Source organism: Rhodoferax sp. (assembly GCF_018780565.1).
GTDB lineage: Bacteria > Pseudomonadota > Gammaproteobacteria > Burkholderiales > Burkholderiaceae_C > Rhodoferax.
In genome coordinates this window covers 597,806-616,301 of record NZ_JADMJN010000005.1, presented here as the reverse complement: position 1 = coordinate 616,301, position 18,496 = coordinate 597,806, and the positions used below count along the sequence as shown (strand labels likewise).

Annotated in this window: 16 protein-coding genes; 12 read left to right on the top strand and 4 right to left on the bottom strand. The window is 57.5% G+C overall.

Annotation, left to right across the window (positions count from 1 at the left end):
- Positions 1-2: 2 nt before the first annotated feature.
- The gene (locus IV109_RS10325; protein ID WP_366834232.1) at positions 3-665 is read right to left on the bottom strand and encodes a hypothetical protein; all 663 of its coding nucleotides are present in this window, start codon (positions 663-665) and stop codon (positions 3-5) included.
- A gap of 22 nt (positions 666-687) precedes the next feature.
- The gene (locus IV109_RS10320) at positions 688-1,266 is read right to left on the bottom strand and encodes a C40 family peptidase (RefSeq protein WP_296695649.1); all 579 of its coding nucleotides are present in this window, start codon (positions 1,264-1,266) and stop codon (positions 688-690) included.
- Positions 1,267-1,367: 101 nt separating this feature from the next.
- Between IV109_RS10320 and IV109_RS10315 the strand changes: the two genes are divergently transcribed.
- The 9 genes from IV109_RS10315 to IV109_RS10275 all read left to right on the top strand — a co-directional run bounded on the left by IV109_RS10315 (position 1,368) and on the right by IV109_RS10275 (position 13,568).
- Positions 1,368-2,348, top strand: coding sequence for an MDR family oxidoreductase (locus tag IV109_RS10315; RefSeq protein ID WP_296695646.1), 981 nt, complete (start codon positions 1,368-1,370; stop codon positions 2,346-2,348).
- Positions 2,349-2,515: 167 nt separating this feature from the next.
- Complete coding sequence (locus IV109_RS10310; protein ID WP_296695644.1) at positions 2,516-3,193, top strand: TetR/AcrR family transcriptional regulator; 678 nt, start codon at positions 2,516-2,518, stop codon at positions 3,191-3,193.
- Between the two features lie 81 nt (positions 3,194-3,274).
- Positions 3,275-3,877 carry an isochorismatase family protein gene (locus IV109_RS10305; protein WP_296695640.1) on the top strand — a complete coding sequence of 201 codons (603 nt, stop codon included), beginning with the start codon at positions 3,275-3,277 and terminating at the stop codon, positions 3,875-3,877.
- 105 nt (positions 3,878-3,982) lie between these two features.
- Entirely contained in the window at positions 3,983-5,878 is a 1,896-nt protein-coding gene (locus tag IV109_RS10300; protein WP_296695636.1) for a propionate--CoA ligase, read from the top strand.
- Between the two features lie 182 nt (positions 5,879-6,060).
- The gene (locus IV109_RS10295; protein ID WP_296695634.1) at positions 6,061-8,967 is read left to right on the top strand and encodes a 2-oxoglutarate dehydrogenase E1 component; all 2,907 of its coding nucleotides are present in this window, start codon (positions 6,061-6,063) and stop codon (positions 8,965-8,967) included.
- A gap of 46 nt (positions 8,968-9,013) precedes the next feature.
- A complete protein-coding gene (gene odhB, locus IV109_RS10290) occupies positions 9,014-10,282 on the top strand; it encodes a 2-oxoglutarate dehydrogenase complex dihydrolipoyllysine-residue succinyltransferase (RefSeq protein ID WP_296695630.1) in 1,269 nt (422 codons plus the stop codon).
- 58 nt (positions 10,283-10,340) lie between these two features.
- The gene (gene lpdA, locus IV109_RS10285; RefSeq protein WP_296695628.1) at positions 10,341-11,768 is read left to right on the top strand and encodes a dihydrolipoyl dehydrogenase; all 1,428 of its coding nucleotides are present in this window, start codon (positions 10,341-10,343) and stop codon (positions 11,766-11,768) included.
- An 85-nt stretch (positions 11,769-11,853) separates the two neighbouring features.
- Entirely contained in the window at positions 11,854-12,951 is a 1,098-nt protein-coding gene (zapE, locus tag IV109_RS10280) for a cell division protein ZapE (protein WP_296695626.1), read from the top strand.
- Positions 12,952-12,974: 23 nt separating this feature from the next.
- A complete protein-coding gene (locus tag IV109_RS10275) occupies positions 12,975-13,568 on the top strand; it encodes a hypothetical protein (RefSeq protein WP_296695622.1) in 594 nt (197 codons plus the stop codon).
- Between the two features lie 7 nt (positions 13,569-13,575).
- Here the strand turns inward: IV109_RS10275 and IV109_RS10270 are convergent, their stop codons facing one another.
- Complete coding sequence (locus IV109_RS10270) at positions 13,576-14,337, bottom strand: protein phosphatase 2C domain-containing protein (protein ID WP_296695619.1); 762 nt, start codon at positions 14,335-14,337, stop codon at positions 13,576-13,578.
- A gap of 115 nt (positions 14,338-14,452) precedes the next feature.
- Here IV109_RS10270 and IV109_RS10265 point away from each other — a divergent pair, with 115 nt between their 5' ends.
- Both IV109_RS10265 and IV109_RS10260 read left to right on the top strand, forming a co-directional pair.
- Entirely contained in the window at positions 14,453-14,656 is a 204-nt protein-coding gene (locus IV109_RS10265; RefSeq protein ID WP_296695616.1) for a YdcH family protein, read from the top strand.
- Between the two features lie 3 nt (positions 14,657-14,659).
- Complete coding sequence (locus IV109_RS10260) at positions 14,660-16,672, top strand: ATP-dependent DNA helicase (RefSeq protein ID WP_296695612.1); 2,013 nt, start codon at positions 14,660-14,662, stop codon at positions 16,670-16,672.
- Here the strand turns inward: IV109_RS10260 and IV109_RS10255 are convergent.
- On the bottom strand, positions 16,635-17,441 hold the full coding sequence (locus tag IV109_RS10255) for an outer membrane protein assembly factor BamD (protein ID WP_296695609.1): 807 nt from the start codon (positions 17,439-17,441) through the stop codon (positions 16,635-16,637). The genes IV109_RS10260 and IV109_RS10255 overlap by 38 nt on opposite strands.
- Positions 17,442-17,470: 29 nt before the next feature.
- Between IV109_RS10255 and IV109_RS10250 the strand changes: the two genes are divergently transcribed.
- Positions 17,471-18,475 (top strand): RluA family pseudouridine synthase, encoded by a 1,005-nt coding sequence (locus tag IV109_RS10250; protein ID WP_296695606.1) that lies wholly within the window; start codon positions 17,471-17,473, stop codon positions 18,473-18,475.
- Positions 18,476-18,496: the final 21 nt, after the last annotated feature.

Genomic DNA, 18,496 nt, shown 5'->3' with positions numbered 1-18,496 from the left:
GCTTATTTTTCCTTGCCCAGTGCCAGGCGAAATTCCTCCAGCTTGGCTTCGTAGTCTGCTGCGTCACCGTAATCCAGAAAGCGGTTGTAGCGGGCGTGGGTGCCCAGAATCTTGTGTGCGTGTTTGATGGGGCAGAAGTATTGTTCGGTACGCGCCAGAATCTCGGCCATGTAGCTCATGAGTCCGTTGCCGTATTCGCAGTAGGTGCAGTGAAATTTTTCGATAAAGTTGAGATAACCGAGATGGTGCCGGTCAAACACGATGTAGTCGGCGCGACGCACCTTGGTTACACCGTAGATCGGAAAGCAGGCCCACTGGTAGAAGCTGACACACAGATCCAGCATCACCAGCGGAAAGATCATGCCGTAAATGATGGGCCCGGTAATCAGGTTTTGCGGGCGATTGGTTACCAGCCAGCGGAAGAAATTCTTCTTGAGTTTGCGGTGTGCCGCTTTTACCGATGACTCGAATTCCACCCGTTTCCCTTTGATCTGGAAGAACATTTTGCTTTCCTGTTCCTGTACGGCAGTGCGCAGGTCGCTTTCAAGCGCCGCCATTTGGGCCAGTATCTTGGCAATTTGATCGTTCATCGAAGTCCCATCGCGGCAATAGACGCCAGCAGGTACTGGCTTGACTTTGCCTGCCGCCATTGTGCCAAGTGTCACACGGGCAGGTCCTGGGCGGGATTCAGCGCGGCGTTTGATCGCCCTGTGCCTGGGTTTGGGCCGTTTGCCCTGCTGGTTGGGTGGCCGTAACGCGGCGGGCGCCATCAAAACGGCGACTCCAGTAAGACACGCCCATGTCTTCGACGCGGACTTCAGCGCCTGGCTTGGGAGAATGGATGAATTTTCCTTCACCCACATAAATGCCAACATGGCTGAATGCCCGCCGCATGGTGTTGAAGAACACCAAGTCACCGGGCTGCAGGTCAGTGCGCTCGATTTTTTCAGTGGCTGCAGCCTGCTGTTCCGCTTTGCGAGGAAGAATCAGACCCACCGTTTGCTCATACATGGCACGCACAAAGCCGCTGCAGTCAAAGCCGGTTTCCACCGTGTTTCCACCGCGCCGGTAGGGTACGCCAAGAAAGCCCATGGCGGTTACCACCAGTTCGGAAGCCTTGTGGTTAATCGTCTGGCGAACCTGTTCGACGCGAGTCAGCAGACCTTTGTCAGACAAAAAACGGTCCATGTCATCGCCCGTCACAGCAGGCGCAGCATGTGCACCGCTGGCCAGCAGGAGGGTGAAAAGGATCGCGTAAATTCGCATGGAGGGTAGGATACTGGGTGCCTAAGCCGGCTGTCAAGTTAAAGTTTTTTCTAAGTTAATGTTGTAACCAGTTGATTTTTATAAATTTTTAGAGGTTTCCTATGTTTAATGCATTGCTATTGGATAACTCAAGCGGCTTCACGGCCTCGGTTTCCGCGGTGGATGAATCCCGTTTGCCCCAGGGGGATGTGACCGTTGCCGTGGCCTATTCAACGCTGAATTACAAGGATGGATTGGCCATTGCCAATAAGGGGCCTGTCGTGCGCAACTGGCCCATGGTGGCCGGGATTGACGGCGCCGGTACGGTGCTTGAGTCCAGTCATCCCGACTGGAAGGTGGGCGATGCCTTTATTCACAACGGCTGGGGGGTGGGCGAGACCCATTGGGGTTGTCTGAGCGAAAAGGCAAGGCTCAAAGGCGATTGGCTGGTTAAGTTGCCCCCTGCATTTACACCGCGTCAGGCCATGGCCATTGGCACGGCTGGCTACACCGCCATGATGTGTGTCATGGCTTTGGAGGATCATGGCGTCAAGCCGGATGCTGGCGAAATTCTGGTGACAGGTGCCACCGGTGGGGTTGGCAGCATCTCGATCGCGTTACTTGGGAAATTGGGCTACAAGGTGGTTGCTGCGACCGGCAAGGCGAGCGAAGAGGCGTATCTCAAGTCCTTGGGTGCCGAGAGCATCATTGATCGCGCCACACTTGCCAGCGCTGGCAAGCCGTTCCAGAAGGAGCGTTGGGCCGGTGTGGTGGATGCTGTCGGTTCACATACGCTGGCCAATGCTTTGGCCCAGACTCGTTACGGTGGTGTGGTGGCAGCTTGTGGACTGGCGCAAGGTATGGATTTGCCCACCACCGTGATGCCATTCATTCTTCGTGGCGTGACCTTGGCTGGCATCGATTCCGTCATGGCCCCGCTGGCCAAGCGGCAACGTGCCTGGGACCGTTTGGCTCGTGATCTGGATCCAGTCTTGCTTGAATCGATGGTTGAAGAGGTCTCACTGGAAGATGCCATTGCCAAGGCTCATGACCTGATGGCCGGGAAAGTGCGGGGCAGGGTGGTGGTGAAAATTGGGACCTGAACTGAGACTAGGTCTGCGATGAGGCACTGAATCAGAGATGATTCGTCAAATTTTCATCTAATAGAACATTTGGTTGTCTTTAAATCAAAAATTTAAACATTGTTTATTTAATAGTTTATTATTTAATTTAAAAAATTTTAGTTAAATATTTAAACTATCATCGATCAATGACTGCCAAGCACCAGCGTCAGCAAACCATGATCGAGGCCCGACGTGCCTTGGTGCTGGATGCCGCGCGCACTGTTTTTGACGAATCTGGTATGCAAGGGGCGAACATCCGCGAAATCGCCAAGCGGGCCGGCTATACGCCTGGCGCCATTTATTCCTACTTCGACAGCAAGGAGTCCATTTATGGCGCCTTGCTGGCCGAGTCGCTTGAACGGCTTCATGTTGACGTGGCAAAGGTGCGGATTGTCAAGAACAAGCCTGAAAAAACCTTGCTGGCCAAATCGTTGGCCTGGTTTGGTTTTTTTGCCCATAACCCGCGCGATCTGGATTTGACTTTTTACCTGATACGCGGGATGAAAGCGCGCGGTTTGCCGGCTGAAATCAAGCTGCCCCTTGATGAACGCCTGCGCGACGCTCTGCGTCCGGGCGAGGCCGCTTTGTTGGAGATGGGACTGAACGCGACGCAGGCGGCCCGGGAATCTGCGGCTTTGTTCGCCCATGGCATGGGGGTATTGCTATTGCCTGCCGGGAGTCCGACCCTGCTGGGGCAATCTCCGGAGTCCATGTTCCAGGTCTATCTGGAACAGCTCCTGAGTCGCTACAGTGCAGCCGGTGGATCCCTACCCGCCGATGAAGATGCGGCTACGGGGTCAACCCAAGTGGATTTGTTCGCGTAGCCTGCCTCGCCCAATGGGCCTTCGCACCTGCGGTTTAATGGGGAATTACCGCAAAACGCTCAACTTCTCAGAAAGCTTGCCATGTTGCTAGATGCCGCAGAATCACAACTTGTCCTGGTGGACTACCAGACCCGCCTGATGCCCGCAATTTATGACGGTGCTCTCGTTGGCGCCAATGCCGTGCGCTTGGGCCAGCTGGCCCGTTTGCTGGCTGTGCCTGCGTGGGGCACCGAGCAAAACCCCTCCAAACTGGGTGAGAACCTGGGCGATATCAAGGCGTTGTGCGCTCAGACGTTGAGCAAGATGCATTTCAGCGGTGTAGAAGAGGGTTTGGGTGAATGGCTTCGCCCTCCAGCCAAGCCCCCGGCGGGCAATGCCCGCAGTCTGCCCAAGCATTTGCAGAAGCCAGCCAACAACCCGGCAGAGCGCAACATGATCGTCATCGCTGGTTGCGAAGCCCATATTTGCCTGCTGCAAACCGCGCTCGACCTGTTGGAGGACGAGTTTGATGTCTGGGTGGTGACGGACGCCTGCGGTTCCCGGACCGAGCGCAATCGCGATGCCGCTTTTGACCGGCTTGCCGGTGCCGGTGCTGAATTGGTGACTACCGAAATGGTGGCTTTTGAGTGGGTGCGCACGGCTGAGCATCCTTCGTTCAAGGCGATGCAGGCGCTGATTAAATAGGGGCGCGTGCGGCGCTTGGAGCTCGCCATTGCTGCGAGTCAGGCTGTTGCAAGCTGTCTGCTCATAATTATGAATTCAGTTTACTGACCCGACTGGAGACAAATAATGACAAGTTACGCAGATTTCCACCGCCGCTCCCTCACTGAGCGTGACGCCTTCTGGGCTGAGCAGGCCCAGCTGGTCGACTGGAAAACACCGCCCCAGCAAATCTGTGACTACAGCAATCCGCCCTTTGCCAAGTGGTTCGTTGGCGGAACGACCAATCTTTGCCATAACGCTGTCGACCGGCATCTCAAAGATCGACCTGACCAGGCGGCGCTGATTTTTGTCTCTACTGAGACCAATCAGGAAACGGTCTACTCATTCCGCGAGTTGCACGCCGAAGTGCAACGCATGGCAGCCACGATCAAGGATCTCGGCGTGCAAAAGGGCGACCGGGTATTGATTTACATGCCGATGATTGCCGAAGCGGCGTTCGCCATGCTGGCTTGTGCCCGCATCGGTGCCATTCACACAGTGGTGTTTGGTGGTTTTGCATCGGGTTCGTTGGCCTCGCGTATTGAGGACGCATCGCCCAGACTGGTGATCAGTGCTGATGCGGGTTCCCGTGGCGGCAAGGCGGTGGCTTACAAACCCTTGCTGGACGAGGCCATTTCCCTCTCCAGCCACAAACCCGAAAAAGTGTTGTTGGTCGATCGTGGTTTGGTTGCTATGAATTTAGTAGCTGAACGTGACCATTTGTGGGGGGGCTTGCGGCAAAAGCACTTCAATACCGTGGTGGAGTGTGAATGGGTGGATGCCACCCACCCCAGTTACACGTTGTACACCAGCGGCACCACGGGCAAGCCCAAAGGTGTGCAGCGTGACACCGGCGGCTACGCCGTGGCGCTGGCGGCCAGCATGAAGCACATTTACTGTGGCAACGCGGGTGAAACCTATTTCTCCACCAGCGACATTGGCTGGGTGGTAGGACACAGTTACATCGTCTACGGCCCGCTGATTGCCGGTATGGCCACCATCATGTACGAGGGGCTGCCTACACGTCCAGATGGCGGCATCTGGTGGAGTCTGGTGGAAAAATACAAGGTCACCGTGATGTTCAGTGCGCCCACGGCGGTGCGCGTTTTGAAGAAGCAGGACCCGGCGCTGCTCAGCAAATACGATCTCTCCAGCCTGCGCGCCCTGTTTCTGGCGGGTGAACCTCTGGACGAACCCACGGCGCAGTGGATCAGCCAGGGTCTGGGCAAGCCTATCATTGATAACTACTGGCAGACCGAGACCGGCTGGCCGATTCTCTCCCTGTGCAATGGTGTGGAGCAGGCGTCCACCAAGTTCGGCTCGCCGGGCAAGGCCGTCTATGGTTACAACGTCAAGCTGCTGGATGACCAGACCGGTGCTGAGTTGACCGAGCCGAACCAGAAGGGCGTGGTCGCCATTGAAGGTCCGCTACCTCCGGGCTGCATGCAGACGGTATGGCAGGATGACGAGCGCTTCGTCAAAACCTACTGGTCCAGCGTGCCGGGCAAAATGGTTTACAGCACGTTTGACTGGGGCATCCGCGATGCCGATGGCTACTTCTTCATCCTGGGTCGTACCGATGACGTGATCAATGTGGCCGGGCATCGCCTGGGTACCCGCGAGATCGAAGAGAGCATTTCTGCCCATCCCAACATTTCCGAAGTGGCGGTGGTGGGCGTAGCGGACCAGCTCAAGGGCCAGGTGGCCATGGCCTTTGCCGTGGTGAAGGATGCCAGTCTGCTGGTGGATGATGCGGCACGCCTCAAGCTCGAGGGCGAGGTGATGAAGCTGGTGGACAAAGACTTGGGCGCGGTAGCCCGCCCGGCTCGCGTGCGCTTCGTCACGGTCTTGCCCAAGACCCGCAGCGGCAAGCTCCTGCGCCGGGCCGTTCAGGCGGTGTGCGAAGGGCGTGATCCCGGCGATCTGACCACCATGGATGACCCGGCCGCGTTGCAGCAAATCAGGGATTTGATGGCGGTGTAGTCCCTGACAACACGTCTGTACTATTTTCTTTGTGCCGGTTTGATGGCACAATCGCGTTCGTTACTAGGCCCTTCCCATGCCACAGTCGCATCCGCCAAACGGTTCAGCCGTGTCGCGGAAGGTTAATTTAATAAGCTTTAACCAGCTAATGTTCCCTGAAGGGGAACGGAGGTCAGCGGAATATGAGTGAGACAACGTCCCAAGGGGCGGCTTCGACTTCATCGACAACTTCGTCGGTGTACCAAGCCTATCAAAACAATACCTATTTGTTTGGTGGCAATGCCCCGTACGTCGAAGAGATGTACGAAAACTACCTCGCCAACCCGGGCAGCGTGCCCGATACCTGGCGTGACTACTTTGATGCCTTGCAGCACGTGCCCGCAGTCGATGGCAGCAGCGCCAAGGACGTTCCCCATCTTCCGGTGATCAACGCGTTTGCCGAGCGCGCCAAGCAGGGCGGTACCAAAGTCGTGATGGCCACTGGCGCCGACTCCGAAATGGGTCGCAAGCGCACCGCGGTACAGCAGTTGATCGCAGCCTACCGCAATGTGGGTGCGCGCTGGGCCGATCTGGACCCCTTGAAGCGCACCGAACGTGCCAAGATTCCTGAGCTGGAGCCGTCTTTCTACGGCTTTACGGATGCGGACCAGGAAACCGTTTTCAACATCAGCAATACCTTCTTTGGCCGCGAGTCGATGAGCTTGCGTGAGCTCCAGAACTCCTTGCGCGAAACCTATTGCGGTTCGATCGGTGCAGAGTACATGTACATGACCGATCAGAACCAGAAGCGCTGGTGGCAACAAAAGCTGGAAGCGATCCGCAGCAAGCCCAATTTCACAGCCGAGAAGAAGCGTCACATTCTGGATCGCCTGACCGCAGCCGAAGGCCTGGAGCGCTTCCTGCACACCAAGTATGTGGGACAGAAGCGCTTCTCGCTGGAAGGCGGCGAGAGCTTCATCGCCGCGATGGATGAGCTGATTCAGGGTGGTGGCGCCATCGGACTCCAGGAAATCGTGATCGGTATGGCCCATCGGGGACGCCTGAACGTGCTGGTCAACTCGCTGGGCAAAATGCCGGCGGACCTGTTTGCCGAGTTTGACCACACTGCACCGGAAGATCTGCCAAGCGGCGACGTTAAATACCACCAGGGTTTCAGTTCGGACGTGTCCACCCCCGGCGGACCGGTGCATTTGACGCTGGCCTTCAACCCCTCGCACCTTGAGATTGTGAATCCGGTCGTTGAAGGCTCGGTGCGCGCCCGCATGGACCGTCGCGCGGACCCCAAAGGCAAGCAGGTGTTGCCTGTACTGGTCCATGGTGACGCGGCTTTTGCCGGCCAGGGCGTGGTCATGGAGACATTGGCTTTGGCCGAGACCCGTGGTTACTCCACGGGCGGCACAGTTCACATCGTCATCAACAACCAGATCGGTTTCACCACCAGTGATCCGCGCGACAGCCGCTCCACGCTCTATTGCTCGGATGTGGTCAAGATGATCGAGGCACCGGTGCTGCACGTCAACGGAGACGACCCGGAAGCCGTGGTGCTGGCCACCCAGATTGCGCTGGAATACCGCATGGAGTTCCAGAAAGACGTGGTGGTTGACATCATCTGCTTCCGTAAGCTGGGACACAACGAACAGGACACGCCAGCACTGACCCAGCCGCTGATGTACAAGAAGATTGCCCAGCACCCCGGTACGCGCAAGCTGTATGCGGACAAACTGGCGGCGCAAGGTTTCGGCGCCACGCTGGGCGACGACATGGTCAAGGCCACCCGCGCGGCGCTGGATGCAGGCAAGAACACCTTCGATCCGGTCCTGACGAACTTCAAGAGCAAGTACGCCGTGGACTGGATGCCTTACCTGAGCAAGAAGTGGACGGATGCCGGCGACACGGCTATCCCCATGGCTGAGTGGAAGCGTCTGTCGGCCAAGCTCACGACTTTGCCCGACACCATCGCGCCACACCAGTTGGTGAAAAAGGTCTACGCCGATCGCGCCGCAATGGGACGTGGTGAAATCCCCGTGGATTGGGGCATGGGTGAACACATGGCGTTCGCGTCATTGGTTGCCAGCGGCTATCCCGTGCGCCTGAGCGGCGAGGATTGCGGACGCGGTACCTTCACGCACCGTCATGCCGTGATTCACGATCAGAACCGCGAGAAGTTCGACGAGGGAACCTACACCCCGCTGCAAAATGTGGCCGAAGGCCAGGCGCCGTTCGTCGTCATCGACTCCATCCTGTCCGAAGAGGCCGTGCTGGCCTTCGAATACGGGTACGCATCCAACGATCCGAACACCCTGGTGATCTGGGAAGCCCAGTTTGGCGACTTTGCCAATGGAGCCCAGGTGGTCATCGACCAGTTCATCGCCTCGGGTGAAGTCAAGTGGGGCCGTGTCAATGGCATCACGCTGATGCTGCCGCATGGCTACGAAGGCCAGGGGCCGGAGCACAGTTCGGCACGGCTGGAGCGCTTCATGCAGCTGAGCGCGGATACCAACATGCAGGTGGTGCAACCCACCACCGCCAGCCAGATCTTCCATATTTTGCGCCGCCAGATGGTGCGCAACCTGCGCAAGCCGCTCATCATCATGACGCCCAAGTCATTGTTGCGCGCCAAGGATGCGGCGTCCCCGCTGTCCGAGTTCACCAAGGGCGGTTTCCAAACGGTCATTCCGGAGAACAAGGAACTCAAGGCTGACAAGGTCAAGCGCGTGATTGCGTGTTCGGGCAAGGTCTACTACGATCTGGTCAAAAAGCGCGAGGAAAACGGCAGCAACGACACGGCGATCATTCGCGTGGAACAGTTGTATCCCTTCCCGCACAAGGCGTTCGCCAGCGAACTGAAGAAATACCCCAATGCGGTAGATATCGTGTGGTGCCAGGACGAGCCGCAGAACCAGGGTGCCTGGTTCTTCGTGCAGCACTACATCCATGAAAACATGAGTGAAGGGCAGAAACTGGGCTATTCCGGTCGTGCGGCATCCGCCTCACCGGCGGTTGGCTACTCGCATCTGCATCAGGAGCAACAAAAAGCGCTGGTTGAAGGCGCGTTTGCCAAGCTCAAAGGCTTTGTCCTGACCAAGTAAGCATTCGCGAATCAGCGCTTAGAACCCCATTACCGAAAGAATTGATATGGCTATCGTAGAAGTCAAAGTTCCGCAACTGTCTGAATCCGTGGCGGAAGCCACCATGTTGCAATGGAAAAAGAAAGTCGGCGATGCAATCGCCATCGATGAAATCCTGATCGAAATTGAAACCGACAAGGTCGTGATGGAAGTACCGGCTCCTGCCGCCGGTATCCTGGCCGAACTGGTGGTGCCGGACGGTGCCACGGTGACCGCGGAGCAGTTGATTGCACGGATCGATACCGAAGGCAAAGCGAGTGCGACAGCACCTGTGGCTGCCGTCGCCGCTGCGGTGGCTGCGACGCCTGCCGCGGCCACAGCATCCATGGCTGGCGTGGCCATGCCCGCTGCGGCCAAACTGATGGCCGACAACAATGTCGCCACTGGTTCTGTTGCCGGTACCGGCAAGGACGGACGCGTTACCAAGGGTGATGTGCTGGCGGCTGTAGCTTCCGGTGCAACAACCGCAGTTGCTGCTAAATCAGTAGTGTCTTCGGCCATACCTACGGGGGGCCCCACCACTTTCCTGCCTCAAGTGGCGGCACCGCGCACGAATGTGGGTGACACCTTGAGCGGTCGCCCCGAGCAGCGCGTACCCATGAGTCGCCTGCGCGCCCGGGTTGCGGAGCGTCTGCTGCAGTCCCAGTCCACCAATGCGATTCTGACCACGTTCAATGAAATCAACATGGCGCCGGTCATGGACATGCGCAAGCGCATGCAAGAGCGTTTTGAGAAGGAACATGGCGTCAAACTGGGCTTCATGAGCTTCTTCGTCAAGGCCGCAGTGCATGCCCTGAAGAAGTTCCCGGTCCTGAATGCATCCGTGGACGGCAATGACATCGTGTACCACGGCTACTTCGACATCGGTATCGCAGTGGGCTCCCCGCGTGGTCTGGTCGTGCCGATTTTGCGCAATGCCGACCAGATGAGCTTTGCCGACATCGAGAAGAAGATTGCAGAGTTTGGTCAGAAGGCCAAGGAAGGCAAGCTGGGTATTGAAGACATGACTGGCGGCACCTTCTCCATCAGCAATGGCGGTACGTTTGGCTCGATGATGTCGACGCCCATCATCAACCCTCCGCAAAGCGCCATTCTCGGTGTGCACGCCACAAAGGATCGCGCCATGGTCGAAAACGGTGTGGTGGTGGTGCGTCCCATGAACTACTTTGCCATGAGCTACGACCACCGCATCATTGACGGCCGAGAGGCTGTGCTCGGTTTGGTCGCCATGAAAGAGGCGCTGGAAGATCCAGCTCGCCTGCTGTTTGATATCTAAGTAACCTTGCAGGGCGAAACACCCTCCAATGGTGTTTCGCCCTCAACTGACAAACATCATGAATAAACAATTCGACGTGATCGTCATCGGTGGCGGTCCTGGTGGCTATATCGCGGCCATTCGTGCTGCGCAACTCGGCATGAGCGTTGCCTGCATCGACGAGTGGAAAAACGCCAAGGGCGGCCCCGCCTTGGGTGGCACTTGTACCAATGTGGGTTGCATCCCAAGCAAGGCACTGTTGCAGTCGTCCGAGCATTTTGACCATGCCAGTCATCACTTTGCCGACCATGGCATCGCCGTGTCCGGCCTGAGCCTGGACGTGGCCAAGATGGTGGGCCGCAAGGACACCGTGGTCAAGCAGAACAACGACGGTATCCAGTACCTGTTCAAGAAAAACAAGGTCGCCTTTTTTCACGGACGCGGTTCCTTTGTCAAAGCGGTCGATGGCGGCTACGAGATCAAGGTGGCGGGCGCGGCTGAAGAAGTCCTGACAGGCAAACAAGTGGTCGTGGCAACCGGCTCCAATGCCCGTGCGCTACCGGGTACACCGTTTGACGAAGACATGGTCCTGTCCAACGACGGCGCGCTGCGTATCGGCGCCGTACCGAAAAAGCTGGGACTGATTGGCTCTGGCGTTATCGGACTGGAGATGGGCTCGGTTTGGCGCCGTCTGGGATCCGAGGTCACCATTCTGGAAGGCTTGCCCACATTCCTGGGTGCGGTGGACGAACAGATCGCCAAGGAAGCGCATAAGGCTTTCGTCAAGCAAGGCTTGAAGATTGAGTTGGGCGTCAAGGTCGGCGAGATCAAGACCAGCAAGAAGGGCGTGAATGTCGCGTGGACCAATGCCAAGGGCGAGGCCCAGAGCCTCGACGTCGACAAGTTGATCGTGTCGATCGGGCGTGTGCCCAACACCATCGGCTTGAACACCGAAGCGGTGGGCCTCAAGCTCGACGAGCGTGGCGCGATTGTGGTGGACGAGCAGTGTCGCGCCAGCTTGCCCGGCGTATGGGCGGTCGGCGATGTGGTGCGTGGCCCGATGCTGGCCCACAAGGCTGAGGAAGAGGGTGTGGCGGTGGCCGAGCGCATGGCGGGTCAGCATGGCCATGTCAATTTCAACACCATCCCCTGGGTGATCTACACCAGCCCCGAAATTGCCTGGGTCGGGCAGACCGAACAGCAACTCAAGGCCGCAGGGCGTGCCTACAAGGCCGGTACCTTCCCGTTTCTGGCCAATGGTCGTGCCCGGGCCTTGGGTGATACCACAGGCATGGTCAAAATGCTGGCGGACGCCACAACGGACGAAATCCTCGGGGTGCACATCGTGGGCCCGATGGCCAGCGAATTGATTGCCGAGTGCGTGGTAGCCATGGAATTCAGGGCCAGCAGCGAGGACATCGCCCGCATCTGCCATGCCCATCCATCCTTGAGTGAAGCCACCAAGGAAGCCGCCTTGGCCGTGGACAAACGGACCTTGAATTTCTGATTGTTTTATGTATAAAAATGGCCTCTAGCCTTCATGGAATAAGCGCTATCAGCTATTTATTACATAGCAATTTTGAGGTGGTTTCTTGAGTGTCAAACAGGCCTACGAAGCCGAGCTGGCATCCCGGGGCTACAGCGCCGATCCAGCGCAGCTGCGTGCCGTCGCTGCCTTGGAGCGGTGTGCTGACGAGTGGGCGGCTTTCAAGGGCAAGCGTTCCAATGCCCTGAAAAAGCTGATCAACCGGCCTGACATTCCGCGTGGTGTTTACATGTACGGCGGGGTGGGGCGGGGCAAGAGCTTTCTCATGGACTGCTTTTACAACGCAGTTCCGCTCAAGCGCAAGACACGGCTTCATTTTCATGAGTTCATGCGCGAAGTGCACCGTGAACTGGCCGGTCTCAAAGGCGTGGTGAATCCACTTGACGAACTCGGCAAACGCATCGCCAAAAAATACCGGCTGATTTGCTTTGACGAGTTTCATGTGGCTGACATCACCGACGCCATGATCCTGCATCGTCTGTTGGCGGCGTTGTTTGACAACGGTGTTGGCTTGGTGACCACCTCCAACTTCAAGCCTGACGAGTTGTATCCCAACGGCTTGCATCGTGACCGCATTCTGCCCGCCATTGCACTGCTCAACGAGAAGCTGGAAGTCATCAACGTAGACAACGGTACCGACTACCGCCGTCGCACGCTGGAGCAGCTCAAGCTCTACCACGTGCCGCTGGGGGCCGAGGCCGATGCAGCCATGCGCGATGCGTTTGAGAGATTGGCAGAAACCCAGGATGAAGACCCGGTTTTGCACATCGAGTCCCGCGAGATTCGGGCGCGTCGCAAAGCTGGTGGCCTCGTGTGGTTTGACTTCAAGTCGCTTTGTGGGGGGCCGCGTTCCCAGAATGACTACCTGGAAATTGCGACGCAGTTTCATACGGTGCTCCTGAGTGATGTGCCTCATATGCCGGTGCGCATGGCATCGGAAGCGCGTCGTTTTACCTGGTTGATCGACGTGCTGTACGACCGCCGTGTCAAGCTGATCATGTCGGCCGCCGTACAACCGGAAGCGTTGTACACCGATGGGCCTTTGGCTCATGAGTTTCCCCGCACGATTTCCCGTTTGAATGAAATGCAATCGAGCGAGTTTTTGAATTTGGAGCGGCGTGTTGTTGATACGCGTTTGACATGAAAAGATACTTCCTGGCGTTGAGCTTGATCTTTGTCACGGGATGGACCCTTGCGCAACCAGTCGCACCCGCTGTCGTGGGAGGCCTTGATATTGAAGGCGAGCGCAGCCGCATCCAGGCTGAACGGATGCGTGAGGAGGCGCGTTTCGAACAGGAAGAGGCGGCCTGCTATGCCAGGTTTGCCGTCACGGATTGTTTGCGTGGCGTGCGGGTCAGACGAAGCAAAGTGATGGTCGAACTGCGCCAACAGGATATTTTGCTCAACGATGCGCAGCGTAAGCAGAAAGCGCAGGCTCAACTGGAACGAATCGCAGAAAAGGCGGCTGCGCAACAAAGCGAGGAGGGCGCTACAAACCGTTTGGAGGCGCTGCAGGCCCAGAAAGAACGCACAGAACGCGCCAAGCAGAAAGCTGCTGACGCGAATGCCAAGGCAGCTCAGGGCGCTGTCCGGCGTGAGCCCAAGGCGTCGGAGCCGGGCCGCAGCGCCCAGGAGATCACGAAAGAGCAGGAGCAATACACCCGCAAGGTCCAAGAAGCACAAGAGCGCAAGGCCAGCAAGGAAAAGAGCCTCCGTGAGAAAAGCGGTTCAACGTCAAAGCCGCTGCCAAGCGCTCCGTAACAGCCGGCTAGGACCCCAGAGGCTCCAGTTTCACGATCACCAAGGACAAATTGTCCCCACCGCCATGACCCCGTGATCTGGCTTTCTCAATCAAGAATTCCGTCGCTTCCCGCGCGGACAGGGTTGAGAGAACAGAGCCAAGCTCCGCATTGGTGAAGTAGTGCCAGACGCCATCGCTGCAGGCCATCAGAACGTCGCCCGCACGCAGCTTGGGGACAAAATGGATGTCGACCGGAGGGTCACTTTCCGTGCCCAGGCATCCCATCAGAATATTGGACTGCGGATGCACATTGGCCTGTTCTTCGGTGATCTCGCCACGGGCTACGAGCGTCTGCACATAGGAATGGTCCATGGTGCGCTTGATGAACTTGTTGCCGTGATAGTGATAGATCCGTGAATCGCCCGCGTGAGCCCAGTAGCAATCACCACCGGGATTGATCAAAAACGCAGCCACTGTGCTGTGCGGCTCTTCTTCGGACGAGACGGCCGTCAGTTTGATGACGATGTGAGCTTCCTGGACCAGTTGCATCAGCGTCGCAGCGGCATCATCGGTTTCGGGGGCGTACCGTTCAAACAGTTGCTTGGCAGTCATCATCACCTGATCCGACGCCTTGCGTCCGCCACTTCGGCCTCCCATGCCGTCTGCCAGCACAGCCAGAATGCATCCGCTGACACGCGAGTGGTTCAACAATATGACCTGGTCTTGCTGGTAGTCCCGGTCACCTTTGTGAATGCCGGTAGATGCGGTGAGTCGGTAGCCTTTGGACATGTTGGACAGCTTGAAAAGTCAAGACCTCAAGGTAGGTATTCGAAAGTCGTATTATCGAGCCAACTGATGAATCAATCCAGCTTGATTGATTTGCTTACTTTCCCTTACGGACGCCTTGGATTCCAACCTTCACTCTCCCGAACGTCGATTGATTGAGTTGCGCATGGAGCATGGCGACCTCGACGCCATGATTGATCGTGCTGCCCACGTGAGTCCGATAGACGAGCTGTTGATGCGGCGCCTGAAAAAGAGGCGGCTCGGCCTGCGCGACGAAATTGCACGAATTGAACGAACCCTCACGCCCGACGAGCCAGCCTGACGAATGAGTTTGCAGCACCACGTTCGCGAGACCTTCGCAGATGGCGGTCTGTTGTCGCGCACGCTCGATGAATTCGTGCCCCGGGATGGGCAAACGGAGATGGCTGTGGCGATTGCTCGCACGATCGATGATGGGGGCGCGCTGGTGGTGGAGGCCGGAACCGGAATCGGCAAGACGTTTTCGTACCTTGTCCCTGTTCTGCTGAGCGGCACACGGGCGCTGATTTCAACGGCAACAAAAACTTTGCAGGACCAGCTGTTTGGGCGTGACCTTCCCTTGCTGATCAAGGTTTTGGGCTTGCCGGTGCGAACCGCCTTGCTCAAAGGCCGGAGCAGTTATTTGTGCCAGCACCGTTTGGGGCTGGCGCGGCACAACACAAGTTCTCCCGAGCGTTCCCATTGGCACGCTTTGGCCAAAATCGAGTCATGGGCGCAGCAGACCCAAACGGGTGATCTTGCAGAGATGCCGGGACTCGATGAGCGCTCGCCTGTGATGGCGCTTGTAACGTCTTCCCGGGAGAACTGCCTGGGTGCGCAATGTCCCCAGTTTCGCGTTTGCCATGTCAACCAAGCCCGCCGCGCGGCTTTGGCCGCCGATGTGGTGGTGGTCAATCACCACCTGTTTTTTGCCGATTTGGCGGTTCGTGAATCGGGAATGGCCGAATTGCTTCCCTCTGTTCAGACCGTTGTCTTTGACGAGGCCCATCAACTGAATGAAACTGGCGTCCAGCTTCTGGGGCGGCAAATGACGACTGGCCAGTTGCTGGATTTTGCCCGCGACCTGCTGGCGGGTGGCTTGCAGCATGCTCGTGGATTCGCCGATTGGCAGCAGATGGCCTCGAACATCGAACACGCTGCGCGAGACTTGCGTATGGTTGTGGGACAGGTTTATCCCGGCACCAAGTTGCGCTGGGTGGAGCTTGCACCCGAGCAAATCAATCCGGCTGCCTGGAGCGATGCCTTGGGCGCACTTCGCCAGGCGTGCGCCTGTGCAGTGGCCGCGCTGGACGGTCTCGGCGAAGTGGACCCTGACCTGGCGCGGCTGGGTGAACGCTGCCATGCTTTCATCAATGGACTTGATTTGTTTTCGAGCGCCTGCAATGTTGATTCGGTGCGCTGGCTGGACGTTGGAACGCAACTCAGGCTGGTCGAGTCTCCGCTGGATATTGCGCAAACGGTTCAGGCCCGCCTGCTTCAGCCCATGAAGGAAGATGGCTCCAGGAAGTCATGGGTGTTCACCTCCGCAACCCTGGGTGATGACAGTCAGCTCCGCTGGTTTACCGAACCTTGTGGCCTGGAGGCGGCAGAAGTCTTGAGGGTTGGCAGCCCCTTTGACTATGCACGTCAAGCCGCCTTCTATGTACCGCAACATTTGCCCAGGCCAAGTGATCCCGGGCATAGCGAGCAAGTCGCAGAATTTGTTGCGGGTGCGGCCACGGTCATTGGTGGCCGAACACTGGTTTTGACCACCACGCTACGTGCCCTGAACACCATCAGCGAAGCATTGAAACGGCATTTGACGGATACCCATTCTCTTGAAATCCTTGTGCAGGGTCAAAAGCCAAAGCGTGAACTGATGGATCGATTTCGCCAGGGTGGGTTTGGTGGTCAGGCTGGCTGCATACTGGTTGCATCAGCCTCCTTTTGGGAAGGTGTGGATGTGGCCGGCGATGCGCTTCAACTGCTTGTGATCGACAAGCTGCCGTTTCCGCCACCCAACGATCCTTTGGTAGAGGCGCGGGCCAAGCGCCTGGAAGCGATGGGACGCAGTGTCTTTAAAGACTATTTCATGGCCGAAGCTGCCATCGCACTCAAGCAAGGCTCCGGCCGGTTGATTCGACGCGAAACCGATCGCGGCATTTTGGTTGTCTGTGATACGCGACTGGCCCTTATGGGCTACGGGCGCAAACTGATTGCGGCCATGCCGCCGATGCGAAAAATAAACTCGAAAGAAGAATGGAACGAGGCACTCGACGCCCTTACCAGACCTTCCACCACGGATCCGACGTTGTTTTGAAGCCGCGTGTCAGGTACTCGGTCTGAGGAAAGTTTTTTGTCAGTACCCGTTTGGCATCGTCGCGCAACTGTGCCATTCCCAGCGCATCATACGATTGCATCACGATAAACAGCGCCTCTTCAATGGCGGGAACCCCTTGGTAGTCCGACACCGCGATCTGAGCCCGGTTGATCGCTGCCACGTAGGCGCCCCGGCTGTAGTAATAACGTGCCACATGAACCTCGTATTGCGCCAGCGAGTTGACAATGTAGTTCATGCGCAGTGTCGCGTCCGGTGTATAGCGGGATGCCGGAAAGCGGGTCACCAACTCCTTGAACGATTCAAAGGACTCCTTGGCGGCCTTCTGGTCCCGTTCCGCCAGATCCTGGCGAGTGATAAACGAGAACATGCCTAGGTCATCATTGAAGTTGATGATGCCTTTGAGGTACAGGGCGTAGTCCAGTGCAGGACTGGCCGGGTGCAGTTTGATGAATCTGTCCAGCGTTGCAATGGCCTGCGCTGCCTCGCCAGCCTTGTACTGGGCGTATGCCTTGTCAAGCTGTGCCTGCTGTGCCAGCGGTGTGCCAGCGGCACGACCTTCAAGCTTTTCCAGCAGAGTGACGGCCTTGTCGTAACCGCCAGCGCTCAACTCATCCTTGGCTTCCGCGTAGATCTTGTTGGGGCTCCATGCCGTAGTCTTGTCTTCGGTGATGGATGAACACCCGGTCAACAGCAAAGCTGCGCCTGTTAGTGCCCAGGCGCAGACAACCGATAATTTGGCTCGAAGCATGAGGGACAACTTTCTTGAAAAATTCCGAGTTGATTATATCGAGTGGTCTTGATAGCGAAGATCTGGACGACCGGGCCGATACGGGGCCGGAGCTGGAGTTGCGCGACCTTGTTTTCAGCGAGACCCAGCATGGCATGCGGCTTGACCAGGCGCTGGTCGCCTTGGTCCCGGAGTTTTCCCGCAGTTATTTGCAGCAATTGATTGACCTGGAGGGGGTAAAGGTCAACGGCCGGGTGGTGCGAAAACCTTCGGCGCGTATCAAGGCGGCGGATGTCGGTAGCGTTGAACTGCGACCCACGCCGCAGAGCCAGGCGTTCAAGCCGGAGATCATGCCGCTGTCCCTGATCTATGAAGATGAGTATCTCATGGTGCTCAACAAGCCCGTTGGCCTGGTCGTTCATCCCGCCCCGGGCAACTGGAGCGGCACTTTGCTAAATGGCTTGTTGGCTCATGACCCGCAGGCAGTGAACCTGCCGCGTGCCGGAATTGTTCATCGCCTGGACAAAGACACCAGTGGTTTGATGGTGGTGGCTCGCACACGACCCGTGATGGATGCCTTGGTTCGATCTATCGCCGCTCGCCAGGTTGGTCGTCAGTATGTTGCGCTTGCCCATCACCCGTGGGTCGGCAAGGGCGTTCGTGAAGTCAGTGAGCCCATAGGCCGGGATCCAAGAAACCGGCTGCGAATGGCTGTAGTGGACATGGACAAAAATCCGGGGAAACTCGCAAGAACGGATATTGAGCTTCTTCAAAGCTGCGACCACGGCTGCCTGGTTCGTTGCACCCTGCACACTGGCCGAACTCATCAAATTCGAGTTCATATGGCGTGGATTGGCCACCCGCTTGTGGCCGATGCGCTGTATGGCGGCAGCAATGCCGCCGGCATGCAGCGACAGGCTCTGCATGCTTATCGTCTAGCCCTGATGCACCCGGTGACGGGGCAGTCCATGGTTTTTCGGGCGCCATTGCCCGATGATTTGAGTCATGCGCTGGCTGAGTGGGGTCTCAGTTACAATGAAACAACTATGGCGTAAAAACCAGCACCCTGACATACA

What these genes read in the sequence shown, in the direction of transcription:
- IV109_RS10315 (WP_296695646.1), top strand. Translation starts at nt 1,368, where the DNA reads ATGTTTAATGCATTGCTATTGGATAACTCAAGCGGCTTCACGGCCTCG.
- IV109_RS10270 (WP_296695619.1), bottom strand. Translation starts at nt 14,337, where the DNA reads ATGTCCAAAGGCTACCGACTCACCGCATCTACCGGCATTCACAAAGGT.
- IV109_RS10300 (WP_296695636.1), top strand. Translation starts at nt 3,983, where the DNA reads ATGACAAGTTACGCAGATTTCCACCGCCGCTCCCTCACTGAGCGTGAC.
- lpdA (WP_296695628.1), top strand. Translation starts at nt 10,341, where the DNA reads ATGAATAAACAATTCGACGTGATCGTCATCGGTGGCGGTCCTGGTGGC.
- IV109_RS10305 (WP_296695640.1), top strand. Translation starts at nt 3,275, where the DNA reads ATGTTGCTAGATGCCGCAGAATCACAACTTGTCCTGGTGGACTACCAG.
- IV109_RS10310 (WP_296695644.1), top strand. Translation starts at nt 2,516, where the DNA reads ATGACTGCCAAGCACCAGCGTCAGCAAACCATGATCGAGGCCCGACGT.
- IV109_RS10255 (WP_296695609.1), bottom strand. Translation starts at nt 17,441, where the DNA reads ATGCTTCGAGCCAAATTATCGGTTGTCTGCGCCTGGGCACTAACAGGC.
- odhB (WP_296695630.1), top strand. Translation starts at nt 9,014, where the DNA reads ATGGCTATCGTAGAAGTCAAAGTTCCGCAACTGTCTGAATCCGTGGCG.
- IV109_RS10260 (WP_296695612.1), top strand. Translation starts at nt 14,660, where the DNA reads ATGAGTTTGCAGCACCACGTTCGCGAGACCTTCGCAGATGGCGGTCTG.
- IV109_RS10295 (WP_296695634.1), top strand. Translation starts at nt 6,061, where the DNA reads ATGAGTGAGACAACGTCCCAAGGGGCGGCTTCGACTTCATCGACAACT.
- IV109_RS10320 (WP_296695649.1), bottom strand. Translation starts at nt 1,266, where the DNA reads ATGCGAATTTACGCGATCCTTTTCACCCTCCTGCTGGCCAGCGGTGCA.